We start from the raw sequence: 16529 nt of genomic DNA, 5'->3' as shown, positions 1-16529 counted from the left end.
ATGCGGGGTGCGGTCTTAGGCCGCGGCGATGAAGTCGACGGCGTCGCCGACGGTGACGAGGTCCTTGACCTTCTCGTCGGGGATGCGGACGTCGAACTTCTCCTCCGCGAGCGTCACGATCGTCATCATCGACAGCGAGTCGATGTCGAGGTCGTCGGTGAACGACTTCTCGAGGGTCACCTCGGCGGTGTCGATGTCGGTCTCCTCCGAGACGATCTCGGCCAGACCGGCGAGGACCTCGTCCTTGGACAGTGCCATTGCTGCTCCTTTGTTGGGGATGGGTGGCGCCTCAGGCGCCGTGTTCGTGGCGAACGATTGTGAACTCTACGCGCGGCCCCGGGTCAGGGCAGGATCACCACCTGGGCCGCGTAGACCAGGCCGGCGCCGAAGCCGATCTGCAGGGCGACGTCGCCGCTCTTGGCGTCGCCGTCGCGCAGGACCCGCTCGGTGGCGAGCGGGATGGACGCGGCGGACGTGTTGCCGGAGTCGACGATGTCCTTCGCGACCACCACTCGCTCGGGCAGCCCGATCTGCTTGACCATCTGGTCGATGATGCGGACGTTCGCCTGGTGGGGGATGAACACGTCGATGTCGTCGGGCGTGAGGCCCGCGACCTCGATCGCCTCGAGCGCGACGGGCGCCATCTTGAAGGACGCCCACTTGAACACGCTCGGGCCCTCCTGACGGAGGGTGGGGAACGGGGCGCCGTTGTCGCGCACGTCGATCCACGAGTCGGTCTGGCGGATCAGCTCCGCGCCGCCGCCGTCCGAGCCCCACACGGTGGGGCCGATGCCCGCGGTGTCCGAGCCGCCGATCACCACGGCGCCGGCAGCGTCGCCCAGCAGGTAGGAGATCGAGCGGTCGGCGGGGTCGACGAAGTCGCTCATCTTCTCCGCGCCCACCACGAGCACGTTCCGCGCGGCGCCCGAGCGGACCAGGGCGTCGGCCTGGCCGATGCCGTAGGAGTAGCCGGCGCACGCCGCCGAGATGTCGTACGCGGCCGCGGGCGTCGCGCCGAGGCGCTCGGCCAGCACGGGCGCGCCGCCCGGCGTGATGTGCGGGTAGGTGATGGTCGACAGGATGACCGCGTCCACCTCGGACGCGTCGATGCCGGCCTGCGCGATGGCGTCGCGGGCCGCGCGCTCGGACAGGTCGATGACCGAGGTGTCCTTGTCCGCACGGACGCGGGTGACGATGCCCGTCATCTTGCGGATCCACTCGTCGGACGAGTTGATGGGCTCGATGAGGTCGTCGTTGGGGACCAGGTGCTCGCCGCGGGCGACGCCGAGGCCGAGGATGCGGGTGAACTCCGGGCCGCGCCGGACGTTGAGGGTGGTCATGCGACGGTCTCCAGAAGCTCGCGGGCGGCGGTGAGGTCATCGGGGGTCTTGAGCGCGACGGCGGGGACGCCCTTCATGGCGCGCGTGGCCAGTCCGGTGAGGACGCCGCCGGGGGCGACCTCGATGATGCCGGTGACGCCGAGCTCCAGCATGGTCTCCATGCACAGGTCCCAGCGGACGGGGTTGGCGACCTGGCGGACGATGCGCGCGAGGGCGTCCGCGCCGTCCGTCACCTGGGCGCCGTCGGCGTTGGACAGCAGGATCCCGGCGGGCTCGCCGGGGGTGAGGGACGATGCGGCGGCGTCCAGGTCCGCGACGGCCGGGACCATGTACGTGGTGTGGAAGGCGCCGGCGACCTGCAGCTCGATGACGCGGGCGCGCGCCGGCGGGGCGGCGACCAGCGCCTCGATCGCGGACTTCGCGCCCGCGGCGACCACCTGGCCGCCGCCGTTGACGTTCGCGGGGGTGAGGCCGTGCTGCTCGAGCGCGGCGGCGACCTCGGCGGCGTCACCGCCGAGCACGGCGGCCATCGACGTGGCCTCCGAGGCGGCGGCGGCGCGGGCCATCGCGGTGCCGCGCACCGCGACCAGGCGCATCGCGTCCGCGTCGGTGAGGACGCCCGCCAGCGCGGCGGCGCCGAGCTCGCCCACGGAGTGGCCGGCCGCGAGGGCGGGGGCGACATCGCCGAGCAGCGCCCTGCCCGTCGCGATCGCGGTCGCGACCAGCAGCGGCTGCGCGATCGCGGTGTCACGGATGGTGTCCGCGTCGGAGGTGGTGCCGTGCGCGACCACGTCGACGCCGGCGGCCTCGGAGAGGGCGGCGAGGGAGGCGGCGACCTCGGGGAGCTCGAGCCACGGGGCGAGCATCCCGGGCGCCTGCGCGCCCTGGCCGGGACAGAGAAGGGCAATCACGGGTTATAGCCTGCCTCACATCGAAGGGCCCTCCGCGGCATCCGGGTACCGATTCGGGCGCGAGTTGTTGTCGGAAACCTACAAAGAGGCGGTCTGGGCGTCCCTGAGCCGCCCGAGCGCGAACGCGATCTGGAGCACGTGGGCGTCGCGCGTGGAGAGCACGTCCCAGCCGGTGAGCTCCGCGACCTTGCGGAGCCGGTAGCGCACGGTGTTGGCGTGCACGAACATGGTGCGGCTCGCCAGCTCGAGCGAGCGTCCGCAGTCGAGGAACGTCGCGACCGTCTCCTTGAGCGAGCCGCCCGCGGCTGAGATCGGGTCGTAGGCGACCGCGATGAGGCGCTCCGCCGCCGCGGTGTCGCCCACGAGGACGCGCTCGGGGAGGAGGTCGTCGGCGTTGACCGGCCGGGGGGCCAGCGACCAGGCGGGCGCGGCGGTCGCGCCGTGCTGGGCCGCGCGGGTGGCGCGGGCCACCTCGATGAGCGTGACGGCCGGCGGGCCCACCACCACCGGGCCGGGTCCGAAGCAGGGCAGCAGCGACTGCGACAGCTCGCCCAGGTCCGCGTCCGTGCGGGCGATGACCACCAGGTCCTCGCCGTGGATGCCGACGAGCGCGCCGTGCGAGGCGCGGCGGATGGTGCGGCGCAGCTCCGCGGACTGGACCTCGCCGAGCGGTCCGTCGGTGCGTCCCACCATGACGAGCGTGGGTCCGGGCTTCCAGCCCATCGCGGCGGCGCGCGAGGGGAGGTCGTCGTCCACCTCGCCGCGCACCAGGGCGTCGACCACCAGGGCCTCGAGCCGGGCGTCCCAGGCGCCGCGCGACTCGGCGGCGCGCGCGTAGACCTCGGCCGCCGAGAACGCGATCTCCCGCGAGTAGCGCAGGATCGACTCGCGCAGCATGGCCTCCGAGCCGGGCGCCGCGAAGTCGTCGGAGTGGTCCTCGACGATCGACACGAACGTCCTCACGATGGTGAGCGTGTGCTGCAGCGAGATGGAGCGGGTGAGCTCCGGCGGGGCGGAGGCGAACATCTCGAGCGCGCCGCGATGACCGGCGTGCGAGTCCGCGAAGTACGCGACGAAGGACGCGATGCCGGCCTGCGCCACGGACCCCACGTAGGACCGCTCCTGCGCGGACAGCTCGCGGAACCACGGGTAGTCCGCGTCCAGCTTCTTGAGCGCGATGGTCGCGAGGCGGCCCGTGCCGGCACGCAGCCGGCGCAGCGTCTCCGCGCGCGTGTCGGGGCTGGCCATGCGGGCAAGCGTACCGGCGCTTTGTGGATTCGACACAACGACCCTCCCCATGGCGAGGTGACGGCGTGCGCGAAGCCGGCCCGCGCATCGTCCCTCCGCTGTGACTCCCCACAACCCGGCGCCCCCGTGAGGCGGGCAACGGCACCCTGCTCACGGGAGCGGCGTCTCGGTGAGACCCGTTGTGGGTGTCGCGGCGAGATCCGTTGCGGGTGTCGCGTTTGGGGGGTTTGCCGAGTGTCGTCACGAATGTCGGGCGGCGCGCACGTAGCGTCGCGAGCAGGCCAGACGCCAGGAGGAGACATGACGCCACGTCCGCGACCGCTGCTGGGGATGCTGCTCGGGCTGCTGCTGGGGCTGGTGGTGGTGGGGCTGCTGTGGCAGCTCGGCGTGCTCCCTCCCGAGCGCACCGTGCTGTTCGGCATCACCGCGCTGACGGTCGCGCTCGTGACGGGGCTGCTCACCCGCGAGCCGGCCCGGGCGCGCGGGCGTTACACCGCCGCGGTGGTGGTGGCGGCCATGCTCGGCGGCGTCGCGCTCGTGGGCATCCCCGAGCTGGTGACCCGCGGCTCGATCTCCGACGGCTGCACGCTCGAGGCGACCGTCGGGGACACGACGGTGACGCCCGCAGGCACCTCCGCGTTCGCGCCGCTCGCCGTGCCCGCGGACGGCGTGGTGACGTGGACCGCCGCCGCCGACTCGCCGATCGCGGTCACCGACCGCGTGGCCGGCGTGGTCATCGGCGGTTTCGAGATCCCGATCCGCACCCTCAGCGGCGAGGCCTCGCCCGAGACCCAGGAGATCTCCGGCGAGGTCGCCGTCGCGGACGCGATCACGTGGATCCAGGACCGCGCGTGGCTCGAGCCCTCCGGCGTCTATCACGCGTACGGCTCCGTGGCCGGGGGCGCCGCGGCGTGCGCGCTCGACGGGTACGTGAGCGTCGCACCCGCCGGCCTCTTCGCGACGAACACCCTGGTGATCCTGTGGATCGCGCTCGGTGTGCTGCTGCTCCTGACCGCGTGGGCGGCGTTCGCGGTGCGGCGCACCTTCGCGGGCGCCACGCGGGACGATGCGGTGGTCGCCGGGGCGCCCGCCACCGGCTTCGCGGCGGGACAGCCGGGCGAGACGGGCGACGTCACGCCGGCCGACCACATCGACCCCGTGCCCGCGTGGACGCCGGACCGGCGTTCCGCGGCCTCGGATGACACCGAGATCATCGCGGCTCCCGCCGAGGACCGGGTGCGACGGAGCTCGGCGTTCGCGCCGCGCGGTGCGGGAACCGACGGGGGCGACGGCTCCGACTCGGCGGCCCCGGCCACCGAGGTGATGTTCCGCGAGCCGCCGGTGGTCGAGGAGGAGCCGCTCGAGGAGGTCGAGCCTCTTCCCGAGGACGAGCCGCTCGACGAGGAGCCGGCCGCCGACGAAGGTGGGACGGGGGAGGAGGGCGACGAGCGCATCGTCCCCTCGGAAGGCGAGCCCGCGGACGGTGAGACGGCCGGAGACGACGAGGGGCCGGAGGCCCCGTCCGAGGACGAGGGCTCCGGCCCCAGGCCGTGAGCCGCTAGGTCAGGCGTCGCCGCCCGAGTTGCCCGACGTGCCCTTGCGGGGGTCGAGCAGCTCGTAGCGCTGGATCGCCTGCGCGTACGTGCCGGCCGGCACCTCGCCGCGCTTCTCGAGCATCTGCAGCACGCGCACCGCGGTGGACGCGCCGTCGATGTTGAAGAAGCGGCGGGCGGCGGCGCGGGTGTCGGAGAAGCCGAAGCCGTCCGCACCGAGCGTCGCGTAGTCGCCGGGGACCCACGCGCGGATCTGGTCGGGGACCAGGTGGTCGTAGTCCGAGGTCGCGACGAACGGGCCGGCCGCCCCCTGGAGCTTCTGCGTGACGTAGGGCACGCGGACGCCCTGCTCGGGGTGGAGGAACGCCTGACGCTCGGCCTCGAGGCCGTCGCGACGGAGCTCGTTCCACGAGGTCACGGACCAGATCGCGGCGCGGACGCCGTAGTCCTGGAGCAGCAGGTGCTGCGCCTCGTACGCCCACGGCACGCCCACGCCGGACGCGAGGATCTGGGCCTCGGGGCCGTGGCCCTCGGGGGCCTCGGATACCTTGTGGATGCCCTTGAGGATGCCCTCGACGTCGACGTTCTCCGGCTCGACGGGCTGGAGGATCGGCTCGTTGTAGACGGTGAGGTAGTACATGACGTTGCGGTCACGGCCCGTGTCGGGGCCGTACCAGCGCTCGATGCCGTCCTTGACGATGTGGCGCAGCTCGTAGCCGTACGCCGCGTCGTACTGGACGATCGCGGTGTTGGTGCCGGCGATGAGCGGCGAGTGGCCGTCGCCGTGCTGGAGGCCCTCGCCCGCGAGCGTGGTGCGACCGGCGGTGGCGCCGACGATGAATCCGCGCGTGAGCTGGTCGCCCGCGGCCCAGAACTGGTCGCCCGTGCGCTGGAAGCCGAACATCGAGTAGAAGATGTAGAACGGGATCAGCGGCTCGCCGTGCGTGGCGTAGGACGTGCCCACGGCCTGGAACGCGGCGGCGGAGCCGGCCTCGTTGATGCCCGTGTGCATGATCTGGCCGGACTCGGACTCCTTGTAGGAAAGCATGAGCTCGCGGTCCACCGGCAGGTAGTTCTGGCCCTGCGTGTTGAAGATCTTCGCGGACGGGAAGATCGAGTCGAGGCCGAACGTGCGGGCCTCGTCGGGGATGATCGGCACCAGGCGGTGGCCGAACTCCTTGTCGCGCACCAGGTCCTTGAACAGGCGCACGAGCGCCATGGTGGTGGCGACCTCCTGCTTGCCGGAGCCCTTCGCGAGAAGGTCGTAGGCCTTGGGCTCGGGCAGCGTGATCTGCTTACCGGAGTCGCGGCGCTCGGGCACGAACCCGCCGAGCTCCTGGCGGCGGGCCAGCATGTACTGGATCGCGGGGTCCTCGAAGCCGGGGTGGTAGTACGGCGGGTTGTACGGGTCCGCCTCGAGCTGCTCGTCCGTGAACGGGATGTCGAAGGTGTCGCGCAGGACCTTGAGGTCCGCCGCGGCGAGCTTCTTCATCTGGTGCGTCGAGTTGCGGGCCGCGAAGTTCGAGCCCAGGCCGTAGCCCTTGATGGTCTTCGCGAGGATGACCGTGGGCTTGCCGTTCTTCTCGGTGGTGGCCTTCGCGTATGCCGCGTACAGCTTGCGGTAGTCGTGGCCGCCGCGCTTGAGCGCCCAGATCTCGTCGTCCGTCATGTCCTTGACGAGCTCCTTGGCGCGCGGGTCGCCGCCGAAGAACTGGTCGCGGATGAACGCGCCGGACTCGGCGCGGAACGTCTGGAAGTCGCCGTCGGGGACGGTGTTCATGAGGTTGACCAGGGCGCCATCCTCGTCACGCTCGAGCAGCGGGTCCCAGTTGCGGCCCCACACCACCTTGATGACGTTCCAGCCCGCGCCACGGAAGTACGCCTCGAGCTCCTGGATGATCTTCCCGTTGCCGCGCACCGGGCCGTCGAGGCGCTGCAGGTTGCAGTTGACCACGAAGGTGAGGTTGTCGAGCTGCTGGTTGGCGGCCAGCTGCAGCATGCCGCGGCTCTCCGGCTCGTCCATCTCGCCGTCGCCGAGGAACGCCCACACGTGCTGCTGCGACGTGTCCTTGATGCCGCGCATCTGCAGGTAGCGGTTGGTCCACGCCTGGTAGATGGCCGAGGCGGGGCCTAGGCCCATCGAGACCGTGGGGAACTCCCACACGTCCTCCATGAGGCGCGGGTGCGGGTACGAGGACAGGCCGCGGCCGAGGCCGGACTTCTCCTGGCGGAACGAGTCGAGGTCCTCCTCCTTGAAGCGGCCCTCGACGAATCCGCGCGCGTAGACGCCGGGAGCCGCGTGACCCTGGAAGTACACCTGGTCGCCGCCGCCCGCGTGGTCCTTGCCGCGGAAGAAGTGGTTGAGGCCTACCTCGTACAGCGTCGCCACGGAGGCGTAGGACGAGATGTGGCCGCCGACGCCCTTGCCGCCGGCCTGCGCACGGGTCACCATGACGGCCGCGTTCCAGCGGATCCAGCCGCGATAGCGACGCTCCATCTCCTCATCGCCGGGGAAGTCGGGCTCGTCGTCCTTGTGGATGGTGTTGACGTACGGCGTGTTGAGGCTGAGCGGAACGCTCAGCTGCTTCTTGGCCGCGTGGTCCACCAGCTGGTCCACGATGTACTCGGCGCGGCTCTCGCCGCCGGACTCGATCAGCCCATCGAGGGACTCGAGCCACTCCTGCGTCTCGCTCGGGTCCTTGTCGACCTCGCCGTGATGTGCCACAGGTGACCTTCCTGTCGGGCGCGCGGTGGCGCGCCTAATGAGTGGGGTGCTCGCGCAGCATGTAGGCCGGCGTTCCTCACATTGTTTGCCACTGACCAGGTTACTGTCATGCCGACGGTGCTACGCACGGGAGCGGGCGATGGTTCCGCGGCCGGGGCGCGACCGGTACGCGACCTGGGGTGCGCCCGGCGTGGCGTTCGGGGCGGCGCCCGCCGCGCCGCTGGCGCGCCGAACCAGCGCGTTGATTGCACCGCGCCGCGCGGTGCCTCTACTGTGGACGCCAGGCACATGCTCAGGCGTGTGAAGCACCGATGAAGGGGGTCCCGCCACCGTGGCGACGCAGGAGGACGCGAAAGCGGCGGTAGACGCCGTGGTCGCCAAGCTCGGACTGAAGAGCGGCCAGATCATTCAGGAGTTCGGGTACGACGACGACACCGATGCGGACTTCCGCGCGGCGATCGAGTCCATCACGGGCGAGGACCTTGTCGACGAGGACTACGGCGACGTCACGGACGGCACGCTCGTGTGGTTCCGCGACGGCGACGACGACCTCGCCGACCTGCTCATGGACGCGCAGACGCTGCTCGACGACGGTGCGGCCGTCTGCGTGTGCGTCCCCAAGGCCGGTCAGGACGGCCACGTGCTTCCGCGCGAGGTGCAGGAGGCGGCCTCCGTCGCCGGCCTGCACGCGACCTCCACCTTCGTCATCGGTTCCGAGTGGACCGCGACCTACCTGGTCGAGAAGGGCCGCTCCAAGTGACCCACCCCCTGGTGGGCCAGCAGGCCCCCGCGTTCCGCATGACGGACACCCACGGCCGGACCGTGACCACCGAGGACCTCGCCGGCACGGCGTACCTCCTGGTCTTCGTGCCGTTCGCGTTCTCCGACACGTGCACCAACGAGCTCATCGACCTGCGCAGCGCCGACGACCTGCTCGGCCGAGACGATCTCCGGGTGATCGTGGTGAGCTGCGACTCCGTCTACACGCTCAAGGCGTGGGCGGACACCCACTCCTACAAGGCGGACCTGCTGTCCGACTTCTGGCCCCACGGTGAGGTCTCGCGCCAGTACGGCGTGTTCAACCCGCACAAGGGGCTCGCGGGCCGCGGCTCCTACCTGGTGGACGCCTCCGGAACCGTGCGCTGGGCGATCGTCAACCCCGAGGGCGAGGCACGTGACCTCGCCGAATACCGGTCCGCGGTGAGCTTCCTGCTCGGTTGAGCCCGGTGATCGCAGACCGCTCCGCGTAACTGCTTATATCTTACGCATATAAGTGTTAATGTGGGCTGCATGGATGCTGTGGCGGCCGTCATCGTGGACATCGTGCGCTCGCGCGCTCTCGCAGACCGCGCAGGTGCGCAGGAGGCCGTCCTCGACGCCTTCGCGCGCGCGGAGCGGTCCGCGGACGTCGTCCGGCCGCTCGGCGCCACCGTGGGGGACGAGTTCCAGGGCATCTATGCGAGTCTTGCTGACGCCATCCGCGTCACCACCGTCGCCGCGCTCGTGCTGCCCGACGAGGTCGAGGTGCGCGCGGGCATCGGCCTGGGCGAGGTGGTCGCCGTCGAAGGGGACATCTCCGATGGCAGCGCCTGGTGGCGCGCGCGCGAGGCCATCGAGGAGGCGCATCGGCGCGAGGACGCCGGCGGCGAGGTGCGCGCCTGGTGTGTCGGAGGGTCGGGCGACCATGGGGGCATGGCCTCGTCGACGCTCCTCCTGCGTGACCATGTGCTGGGTCGCATGAAGGCACGGGAGCGGCGCATCGCTGCGGCTCTCCTCGAGGGTGAGAGGCAGAGCGAGATCGCCGCGCGCGAGTCCATCAGCCAGGCGGCGGTCTCGCAGGCCGCTCATCGGTCGGGCGCGATCGCGCTGCGTGACGCGCTCGTGGTGATGTCGGCGGTCCCGGCGTGACGGCGGCGGTCCTGGTCGCAGCGGTCGCGAGCGTCGAGGTGCTCGGGTGGTGGCTGCGCGGTCGGACGCTCGTCGCGGCGACCTCGGCGTGGCTGGTGCTCGCCGTGACGGCCGCGGGTGTCGCCGGTGCGGTCGGGCCGTGGGGCGCCGCTGCGGTGAGCGCGGGTGCCGGCGCGTGGTGGGTGCTGCGTTGGCGCACCGGCGCGGACGTCGCCATGGGCGTGCTGGTGGTCGTAGGGGGGCTGCTGCTCCTGGCAGATGGCGGTCCGGACCCGGCGGCGGCGATCATTGCGGGTCTCGGCGTTGCCGTGCTGTTGTCGCGCACGTCCAATGACGTGTGCCGTGACGTGATCGCTCGTGCCAGGGCCGCGCCGCGGGACGATGCACCGCCGCCTCGTGCGGTGGCGCACCTTCGCGGTGGTCGAGTGATCGGGCCTCTCGAGCGCTGGCTCATCGCGGCGCTCGCGTTGGTGGGCGCCGAGGCCGTGATCGTCGGACTGATGGCGGCCAAGGGCATCGGACGCTTCCCTGAGATCTCGGACGATCGAGGGCGAGGCTCGGCCCTCGAGGAGTTCCTCGTCGGTTCGCTGGTCAGCTGGGCGCTCGCAGGAGCGGCCGCGCTCATGGTCGCCGCGCTCCGCTGATACGCCGGTGCTGATCGCGGGCCAGACTTCTGCTGCGGCTTATCAGCGGACCGGGTGCGCCCACGCCTCCGGGTGGCGCGGCGCCCGCCGCGGCGCGCATGGAGCGACCCTCCGCACCTGCCACAATGGTCCGCGGGCCCTTAGCTCAGTTGGTTAGAGCACTGCGTTTACACCGCAGGTGTCGTCGGTTCGAGTCCGGCAGGGCCCACCACTCACTGCATAACGTCATTACCAGGCGAAACGCCTGAGGACATCCCTCGCCGCGCACGCGCTCCCCGCTAGTGTCCGGAGCACGATCCGAGGGGGCGACAATGGATTCTCATGCTCATGTCCGGCGGTACCGGTCCGCGGTGGCCGCGGTCGCACTGGCGATCGCGTTGGCCGGTTGCACGGCCGGGTCCGAACCCGAGGGGTCGCCGGACGCCGTGGCGTCGAGCACGCCGGACGCCAGCGTGCAGGTCGCCGACGTGGCGGCCCTCGCGAGCCCGGCGCCACAGGCCTCATCGAGCGCCGAACCGCCGGGCGTGCGCTGGTACGGCCTTCAGCCGACGCCTCGCGCTGTGATTCGTGCCGCGAACAAGATGGAGTTCACGGCCTTCGCCAAGCATCCCGAGGAGTGGGGCGGGTGCTACATCTCCGGCAACGTGGTCGTGGTCAACACCGTGACCCGCAGCGTCGCCGAGGCCGAGCAGCGCGTCCTCGAGCTCGTCGGCGACGCGTCGTTGTTCACGGTGGTCCAGGTCGACCACTCGATCACCGACCTCAAGGCGGCCACGGAGCTGATCGGTGACCACGTGGTCGGCGACTGGGCGCGTGACACGCACATCGTCTCCTGGGGTCCCGAATACAACGGTGCGCGGCTCCACCTCGGCGTTGACGGCGCGCAGTTCCTCGAGGCCGAGGTCGCGCGGGTACGAGAGGCCCTCGCGAACGCCGATCCGGCCCTGGGCCTGGCGGACATCGAGATCAAGGCGAGCGTCATGAGCAGGTCGAGCACAGGTGGCCCCATCGTCGACCGGTCGGCCCCCAACGCAGGCGACGACTCCTAGGCGCGGCCCCCCGGAGCGACGCCGGCACCCACAAGCCGCACTCCGGCATCGGCCAGCGCCCGCATGGACGCCAGCGACGGATCGGCGTCCGTGATCACCCCGGTCACCTCATCCAGACCCAGCACCGCGAAGCGCGACGCCGCGCCGATCTTCTCCTCGCTGGCCATCACGTAGGTCTCCGCTGCGCGCGATGAGAGCGTCCGCTTCATCGCGGCCTCGTCGGCGTCGCCCGTGGTGAGCCCCGCGTCCGCATGCACGCCCGTGACGCCCAGCAGGAACAGGTCCGCGCTCACGCCGAGAGCCGCCTCTGCGGCCGCCGCCCCGCATGCCACCGCCGAGTGCTTGAACAGCGGTCCGCCGATCACCAGCACGGGAGCGCGGTGCTCGAGCAGCGCCGCGGCGACGGTGACGCTGTGCGTGATGATCGTGCAGTCCAGGTCACGGGGGAGCGCGGCCACCGTCGCGAGAGCCGTGGTGCCACCGTCGAGGATCACCGTCATCCCGGGCGTGATGAGGCCGGCGGCCGCCGCGGCGACCCGCGACTTGCTGTCGGGCGCCACCCGGGTGCGCGCCGCATAGTCCGCTACGGCCGGCGACGCCGGCAGGGCACCGCCGTAGACGCGGACCGCGAGCCCCTCCGCGTCGAGCTCGCGCAGGTCGCGACGGATGGTGTCCTCCGAGACGCCCAGCTCGACGGCCAGGTCCTTCGCGACGATGCGCCCGTCGCGGGCGAGGCGGTTTAGGAGAAGCGACCGTCGTGACGCTGCCAGCATTCCGATTCCTTCCGACTTCTTCACATTCTTGCATGATTGTGCCTACAGTGCGTTCATGAACACACCCATGCTCATCCTCATCGCCGGTCCCTACGCCTCCGGAACCGGAGGCGACCCCGCCCTCATGGCGCGCAACCTCGAGCGCCTCGAGGAGGCGGCATGGCCCGTCTTCGCCGCGGGCCACGTCCCGATGATCGGCGAGTGGGTCGCCCTGCCCGTGCTTCGCAGCGCCGGCGCGGACGGCCCGCAGGACCCGCTCGCCGCGCAGGTGATGTACCCCACCGCGGAGCGCCTGCTCGCGCACTGCGACGCCGTCCTCCGCCTGCCCGGCGACTCGAAGGGCGCCGACCAGGACGTCGCCATCGCGCGCGATCGCGGCATCCCGGTCTACTTCAGCCTCGAGGAGATCCCCGGCCACGTGCGCGCGTGACCTGCGGACGCCCTTGCCGCCCGCGCTAGCCTCGAACCAGTCACGGGCGAGGGGAGCATCCGGTGTCATTCGACCTCGAGGAGCATGAGGGCGGCCTGCGCAAAGGCGAGAAGTACAACGCGTTCGCCAAGCGCGCGGACGGAGCGATGGCGGCGCTCGCGTTCGCCTTCCTGGTGGTGTGGTCCGCGCGCATCGTCTGGCGCGAGGAGCTGCCGGGCAGCGTCCGTGCGACGCTGCTCACCATCCAGGGCATCATCTGGGCGATCTTCCTGGTGGACCTCGTGATCCGCGTCGCGCTCCACGAGCAGCGCTTCAGGTTCCTCCTCACGCACCCGCTCGACGTGATCGCGGTCATCATCCCGGCCGCGCGCCCGCTCAAGGTGCTGAGCGTCTTCGCCTCGGGCACCATGCTCGCGAGCCGCAAGGGCGTGGTGAAGTCCACGCAGGCCGTGATCATCGCCGTGCTGCTGCTCCTGTGGATCGCGTCCGTCGCGATGCTCGACGCGGAACGCGGCCACCAGGATGCGCAGATCGTCAACTTCGGCGACGCGCTGTGGTGGGCGATGGTCACGGTCACCACGGTCGGCTACGGCGACCTCGCGCCCGTGACCGTGCAGGGTCGCGTCATCGCGACGGTGCTCATGCTGCTGGGCATCGCCCTCATCGGCATCGTCACCGCCTCCGTCGCCGCCTGGTTCGTGAGCCTCACGCAGGGCGAGGACGAGGCTCGCGAGGAGCAGCGCGAGGAGGTCACCCGCTCGCAGCTGCTCGCGCGGATCGGCGAGCTCGAGGCCAAGATCGACGGCCTGTCCCAGCCGTCCGCCGGGCTGTCGGGCCTGCCGCATCAGACGCCGGCGCCGGCCACCAAGAAGCCCCGCCGCTCGAAGGCCGAGGGCGGCGCCACCGAGTAGCCTTGTCCGCATGACCTCTGTGGCCGATGTGATGGATGCGCTCGAGAGTCGCTTCCCCCTCGACCTCGCGGAGGACTGGGACGTCAACGGCCTCACGGTCGGGCGTGCGGACGCGACCGTCACGCGCGCGCTGTTCGCCGTCGACCCCACCATGGCCGTGGTGCAGGAGGCGATCGAGGCCGGATGCGACCTCATCGTCACCCATCACCCGCTGCTGCTGCGCGGCGTCACCACGGTCCACGCGGGCACCCCGAAGGGCGCCGTCATCCACGCGCTCATCGAGAACGGCATCGCGCTCTACAACGCCCACACCAACGCGGATCACGCCGGCACCGGCGTCGCGGAGGCCCTGGCGACCGTGCTGGGCGTCTCCGGCGCGCTTCCCCTGGTCCCGCTGAGGGACGATGCGGAGCAAGGGACCGGCCGGATCGGTCGCCTTGACGCCCCCATCAGCCTGCGACAGTTCGCCGAGCGGGCCGCCTCCGTGCTGCCCGAGACGGCGCATGGCGTGCGCGTCGCCGGGGATCTCGACGGCACGGTGCAGACCGTGGCCGTGGTGGGCGGCTCGGGCGACTCGTTCCTCGCCGCCGCCCGCGAGGCCGGCGCGGACGTCTACCTCACGGCGGACCTCCGCCACCACCCGGCCTCCGACGCGCGCGAGACCGCGCTGCTCGGCAACGGCCGCCCCTACCTTGTCGACGTCGCCCATTACGCGTCCGAGTGGACGTGGCTGGAGGCCGCCGCCGAGTACCTCGGCGACGCGACCGGCATCGACACCCTCGTCTCCACCCTCACCACCGACCCTTGGACCGCGCGCTTCTAGCGCGCAAGGAGTACACGTGCCCTCTGCACCCGCCGCCGACCAGATCCGCCTCCTCGACGTGCAGGACATCGACCTGCGCGCCCAGCAGGCGCGTCACCGTCGCGACCACCTGCCCGTCCTCACCCAGATCGCGGAGCTCGAGTCGCGCCTCAAGGACCTCGACGAGGCCCGCGTCGCGACCGCGACCCGTGTGTCCGACCTGCGCCGGGCCGTCCAGAAGGCGGAGGACGACGTCCAGGTGGTCCGCGACCGCGCCGCGCGCGACAACGCCCGCCTCTCCGCGGGTCAGGGGAGCCCCAAGGACCTCCAGGCGCTCCAGTCGGAGCTCGAGGTGCTCGGCCGCCGCCAGTCCGCGCTCGAGGAGGTCGAGCTCGAGGCCATGGAGGCGCTCGAGGCCGCCGAGGGCGAGCACGCGTCCGCGAAGGAGCAGGTCGACGCGATCACCGCGCAGGTCGAGGAGCTCGCCGCCGAGCGGGACGCCGCGTGGAACGAGATCGACGAGGAGGTCGCGACGCTCGAGCGCGACCGCAACCTGGTGGTCGACGGCATCGACGCGACCCTGCTCGCGCTGTACGACAAGCTCCGCGCCGCGCAGGGCGGCATCGGCGCTGCCGCGCTCGCGCAGGGGCAGTGCCTCGGCTGCCGCACCGTCCTGAACCCGGGCGACTTGCGCGACATCGAGACCAAGGCGCCCGACGCGATCGTCCGCTGCGAGGAGTGCGGGCGCATCCTCGTGCGCGGCGCGAAGTGAGCGACACCCAGGTCGAGCCCCCGGTCCCGCACCGCGGGCACCGCTACGACGACGGCACCGACCTCGGCGGCGACGCCGCGGGAGAGGCGCGCGCCGCATCGTCCCCCGTGCGCGTGCAGTCGCCCTTCGCACCCGACGAGGCGAACCTGGTCGCGCCGCTCACGCTCGTCCTGGTGCGCCACGGCGTGACCGAGCACACCGAGCAGCGCCGCATGTCCGGCGGCGGAGTGCCAGGACCGGCGTTGAGCGCCGCCGGTCGGGTGCAGGCCGCGAAGGCCGCCGACCTGGTCTACGGGATGGGGCGCCGCACCTGGGTGCAGCTCCCGCACGTCACGCGGGTGATCGCCTCGCCGATGGTGCGCACGCAGGAGACGGCCGGCGCGCTGGGCCGGCGCGTCGGTGCGCACGTCGAGACCGACGCGGGCCTGCGCGAGGTCGAGTTCGGCGCGTGGGAGGGCCTCACCGTCCCCGAGATCATCGCGCGCGACGGCGACGCGATCCACGAGTGGCGCCGGGCGGAGGTGGCGGCGCCGGGCGGCGAGTCGATCTCCCGGGTGGGCCCGCGCGGGCACGCGGTGGTCGAGGCGCTCGCGCGCGAGCACGCCGCCGAGTGCATGGGCGGGCGCGACGTTCCGCGCGGGATCGCGCTGGTGTCGCACGCGGTCGCGATCAAGTCGATCGTGGGCGTCGCCCTCGGGATGCCCGCTCACCGCTGGGGCGCCATCTGGCCGTCGCCCGCGTCGACCACGATCCTCCAGGTGCGGGCCGCCAAGGACGGCACCATCGCGGAGACGCACGTGCTTGCGGTGGGCATCCCGGTCGAGTAGCACGCGATCTTCCGAGGAGCGGTATAACCAGTTATACTGGCGTCATGAAGACCGCGATCTCGCTCCCTGACGGCGACTTCGAGCGATTCGAGCGCGTGGCCGCACGCCATGGCATGAGTCGGTCCGAGTTCTACCGGATCGCTGCGGGGCGACTAGCTGACGAGCTCGAGGGCGAGTCCCAGCTCACCGCGGTGGCGGATTCTGTTCTTGAGCGTGAAGGTCTGGCGGCGCTCGTCGCGCCGCTGCTCCAGGAGTCTCAGCGCGTGATTCTTGAAGGCTCGGACTGGTGATCGCGCGCGGCGACGTGGTGTGGGTCGACTTCGGCGTGCCGCGGGGGTCGGAGCCGGCGAAGCGCCGCCCGGCGGTGGTGGTCCAGGCGGAGTGGCTGCTTGCGAGCCAGATCGCGACCGTGCTCGTGGTTCCTCTCACGTCGAACGCGGGACTCGCTGCGTTCCCGGGCAACGTGATGATCCCGAACGAGGCGAGCGGTTTGGACCGCGACTCGGTTGCGCTCGTTTCCCAGGTGGGACCCGTGGGCCGGGAGTTCATCGATCCGTTCCCGGTGGGTCGCGTCCCTGCTCATCTCCTTGGGCAGGTGGGCGACGGGATCAGGCTCGCGGTGGGAGTCTGATCCTG

19 protein-coding genes and 1 tRNA gene are annotated in these 16529 nt (G+C 71.7%); 14 read left to right on the top strand and 6 right to left on the bottom strand.

Annotated elements, in window-relative coordinates; genetic code table 11:
• Nucleotides 1-15: 15 nt before the first annotated feature.
• The 4 genes from AOM05_RS07945 to AOM05_RS07930 all read right to left on the bottom strand — a co-directional run bounded on the left by AOM05_RS07945 (nucleotide 16) and on the right by AOM05_RS07930 (nucleotide 3499).
• On the bottom strand, nucleotides 16-258 hold the full coding sequence (locus AOM05_RS07945; protein ID WP_062289298.1) for an acyl carrier protein: 243 nt from the start codon (nucleotides 256-258) through the stop codon (nucleotides 16-18).
• Nucleotides 259-341: 83 nt separating this feature from the next.
• Nucleotides 342-1340 carry a beta-ketoacyl-ACP synthase III gene (locus AOM05_RS07940; protein ID WP_062521046.1) on the bottom strand — a complete coding sequence of 333 codons (999 nt, stop codon included), beginning with the start codon at nucleotides 1338-1340 and terminating at the stop codon, nucleotides 342-344.
• Nucleotides 1337-2251: an ACP S-malonyltransferase gene (locus AOM05_RS07935; RefSeq protein WP_062521044.1), complete on the bottom strand. Its 915-nt coding sequence runs from the start codon at nucleotides 2249-2251 to the stop codon at nucleotides 1337-1339. Before AOM05_RS07935 ends, AOM05_RS07940 begins: the two co-directional genes overlap by 4 nt.
• A gap of 78 nt (nucleotides 2252-2329) precedes the next feature.
• Nucleotides 2330-3499 carry a PucR family transcriptional regulator gene (locus AOM05_RS07930; RefSeq protein WP_062521042.1) on the bottom strand — a complete coding sequence of 390 codons (1170 nt, stop codon included), beginning with the start codon at nucleotides 3497-3499 and terminating at the stop codon, nucleotides 2330-2332.
• 300 nt (nucleotides 3500-3799) lie between these two features.
• Between AOM05_RS07930 and AOM05_RS07925 the strand changes: the two genes are divergently transcribed.
• Nucleotides 3800-5053 (top strand): hypothetical protein, encoded by a 1254-nt coding sequence (locus AOM05_RS07925; RefSeq protein ID WP_156165108.1) that lies wholly within the window; start codon nucleotides 3800-3802, stop codon nucleotides 5051-5053.
• Nucleotides 5054-5062: 9 nt separating this feature from the next.
• On the opposite strand, the gene aceE is transcribed toward AOM05_RS07925, so the two are convergent.
• Nucleotides 5063-7777, bottom strand: a complete 2715-nt coding sequence (gene aceE / locus AOM05_RS07920) for a pyruvate dehydrogenase (acetyl-transferring), homodimeric type (protein WP_062521038.1) — start codon at nucleotides 7775-7777, stop codon at nucleotides 5063-5065.
• Between the two features lie 331 nt (nucleotides 7778-8108).
• On the opposite strand from aceE, the gene AOM05_RS07915 reads away from it, so the two are divergent.
• The 6 genes from AOM05_RS07915 (at nucleotide 8109) to AOM05_RS07890 (ending at nucleotide 11378) form a co-directional block, all read left to right on the top strand.
• Nucleotides 8109-8537, top strand: a complete 429-nt coding sequence (locus tag AOM05_RS07915; protein ID WP_062521036.1) for a DUF3052 domain-containing protein — start codon at nucleotides 8109-8111, stop codon at nucleotides 8535-8537.
• Nucleotides 8534-8998: a redoxin domain-containing protein gene (locus AOM05_RS07910; RefSeq protein ID WP_082097369.1), complete on the top strand. Its 465-nt coding sequence runs from the start codon at nucleotides 8534-8536 to the stop codon at nucleotides 8996-8998. The genes AOM05_RS07915 and AOM05_RS07910 overlap by 4 nt, the downstream gene beginning before the upstream one ends.
• A 69-nt stretch (nucleotides 8999-9067) precedes the next feature.
• The gene (locus AOM05_RS07905) at nucleotides 9068-9685 is read left to right on the top strand and encodes a SatD family protein (RefSeq protein WP_082097368.1); all 618 of its coding nucleotides are present in this window, start codon (nucleotides 9068-9070) and stop codon (nucleotides 9683-9685) included.
• Nucleotides 9682-10329 (top strand): hypothetical protein, encoded by a 648-nt coding sequence (locus tag AOM05_RS07900; protein WP_062521031.1) that lies wholly within the window; start codon nucleotides 9682-9684, stop codon nucleotides 10327-10329. Before AOM05_RS07905 ends, AOM05_RS07900 begins: the two co-directional genes overlap by 4 nt.
• A gap of 134 nt (nucleotides 10330-10463) precedes the next feature.
• Nucleotides 10464-10540, top strand: a tRNA-Val gene (locus AOM05_RS07895).
• A 349-nt stretch (nucleotides 10541-10889) separates the two neighbouring features.
• Nucleotides 10890-11378, top strand: a complete 489-nt coding sequence (locus tag AOM05_RS07890; protein ID WP_156165107.1) for a hypothetical protein — start codon at nucleotides 10890-10892, stop codon at nucleotides 11376-11378.
• On the opposite strand, the gene AOM05_RS07885 is transcribed toward AOM05_RS07890, so the two are convergent.
• The gene (locus AOM05_RS07885; protein ID WP_062521027.1) at nucleotides 11375-12151 is read right to left on the bottom strand and encodes a DeoR/GlpR family DNA-binding transcription regulator; all 777 of its coding nucleotides are present in this window, start codon (nucleotides 12149-12151) and stop codon (nucleotides 11375-11377) included. The two genes, AOM05_RS07890 and AOM05_RS07885, sit on opposite strands and share 4 nt — an antisense overlap.
• A 55-nt stretch (nucleotides 12152-12206) precedes the next feature.
• Here AOM05_RS07885 and AOM05_RS07880 point away from each other — a divergent pair, with 55 nt between their 5' ends.
• The 7 genes from AOM05_RS07880 (at nucleotide 12207) to AOM05_RS07850 (ending at nucleotide 16524) form a co-directional block, all read left to right on the top strand.
• On the top strand, nucleotides 12207-12581 hold the full coding sequence (locus AOM05_RS07880; protein ID WP_082097367.1) for a TIR domain-containing protein: 375 nt from the start codon (nucleotides 12207-12209) through the stop codon (nucleotides 12579-12581).
• Nucleotides 12582-12643: 62 nt separating this feature from the next.
• Complete coding sequence (locus tag AOM05_RS07875) at nucleotides 12644-13492, top strand: potassium channel family protein (protein WP_062521025.1); 849 nt, start codon at nucleotides 12644-12646, stop codon at nucleotides 13490-13492.
• A gap of 10 nt (nucleotides 13493-13502) precedes the next feature.
• Nucleotides 13503-14315 (top strand): Nif3-like dinuclear metal center hexameric protein, encoded by an 813-nt coding sequence (locus AOM05_RS07870; protein WP_062521023.1) that lies wholly within the window; start codon nucleotides 13503-13505, stop codon nucleotides 14313-14315.
• 16 nt (nucleotides 14316-14331) lie between these two features.
• Nucleotides 14332-15066, top strand: a complete 735-nt coding sequence (locus tag AOM05_RS07865; RefSeq protein ID WP_062521021.1) for a zinc ribbon domain-containing protein — start codon at nucleotides 14332-14334, stop codon at nucleotides 15064-15066.
• Nucleotides 15063-15893, top strand: a complete 831-nt coding sequence (locus AOM05_RS07860) for a histidine phosphatase family protein (RefSeq protein ID WP_062521020.1) — start codon at nucleotides 15063-15065, stop codon at nucleotides 15891-15893. The genes AOM05_RS07865 and AOM05_RS07860 overlap by 4 nt, the downstream gene beginning before the upstream one ends.
• A gap of 44 nt (nucleotides 15894-15937) precedes the next feature.
• Entirely contained in the window at nucleotides 15938-16183 is a 246-nt protein-coding gene (locus AOM05_RS07855; RefSeq protein ID WP_062521019.1) for a CopG family transcriptional regulator, read from the top strand.
• Nucleotides 16180-16524 (top strand): type II toxin-antitoxin system PemK/MazF family toxin, encoded by a 345-nt coding sequence (locus AOM05_RS07850; protein ID WP_062521018.1) that lies wholly within the window; start codon nucleotides 16180-16182, stop codon nucleotides 16522-16524. Before AOM05_RS07855 ends, AOM05_RS07850 begins: the two co-directional genes overlap by 4 nt.
• Nucleotides 16525-16529 lie beyond the last annotated feature (5 nt).

Origin of the sequence: Demequina silvatica, assembly GCF_000971215.1 — a bacterium.
GTDB classification, from domain to species: domain Bacteria; phylum Actinomycetota; class Actinomycetes; order Actinomycetales; family Demequinaceae; genus Demequina; species Demequina silvatica.
The sequence above is the reverse complement of the archived record's forward strand: the minus strand, read 5'-3'. Positions and strand labels throughout refer to the sequence as shown.

What these genes read in the sequence shown, in the direction of transcription:
- AOM05_RS07945 (WP_062289298.1), bottom strand. Translation starts at nt 258, where the DNA reads ATGGCACTGTCCAAGGACGAGGTCCTCGCCGGTCTGGCCGAGATCGTC.
- AOM05_RS07940 (WP_062521046.1), bottom strand. Translation starts at nt 1,340, where the DNA reads ATGACCACCCTCAACGTCCGGCGCGGCCCGGAGTTCACCCGCATCCTC.
- AOM05_RS07930 (WP_062521042.1), bottom strand. Translation starts at nt 3,499, where the DNA reads ATGGCCAGCCCCGACACGCGCGCGGAGACGCTGCGCCGGCTGCGTGCC.
- AOM05_RS07925 (WP_156165108.1), top strand. Translation starts at nt 3,800, where the DNA reads ATGACGCCACGTCCGCGACCGCTGCTGGGGATGCTGCTCGGGCTGCTG.
- AOM05_RS07905 (WP_082097368.1), top strand. Translation starts at nt 9,068, where the DNA reads ATGGATGCTGTGGCGGCCGTCATCGTGGACATCGTGCGCTCGCGCGCT.
- AOM05_RS07885 (WP_062521027.1), bottom strand. Translation starts at nt 12,151, where the DNA reads ATGCTGGCAGCGTCACGACGGTCGCTTCTCCTAAACCGCCTCGCCCGC.
- AOM05_RS07880 (WP_082097367.1), top strand. Translation starts at nt 12,207, where the DNA reads ATGAACACACCCATGCTCATCCTCATCGCCGGTCCCTACGCCTCCGGA.
- AOM05_RS07870 (WP_062521023.1), top strand. Translation starts at nt 13,503, where the DNA reads ATGACCTCTGTGGCCGATGTGATGGATGCGCTCGAGAGTCGCTTCCCC.
- AOM05_RS07855 (WP_062521019.1), top strand. Translation starts at nt 15,938, where the DNA reads ATGAAGACCGCGATCTCGCTCCCTGACGGCGACTTCGAGCGATTCGAG.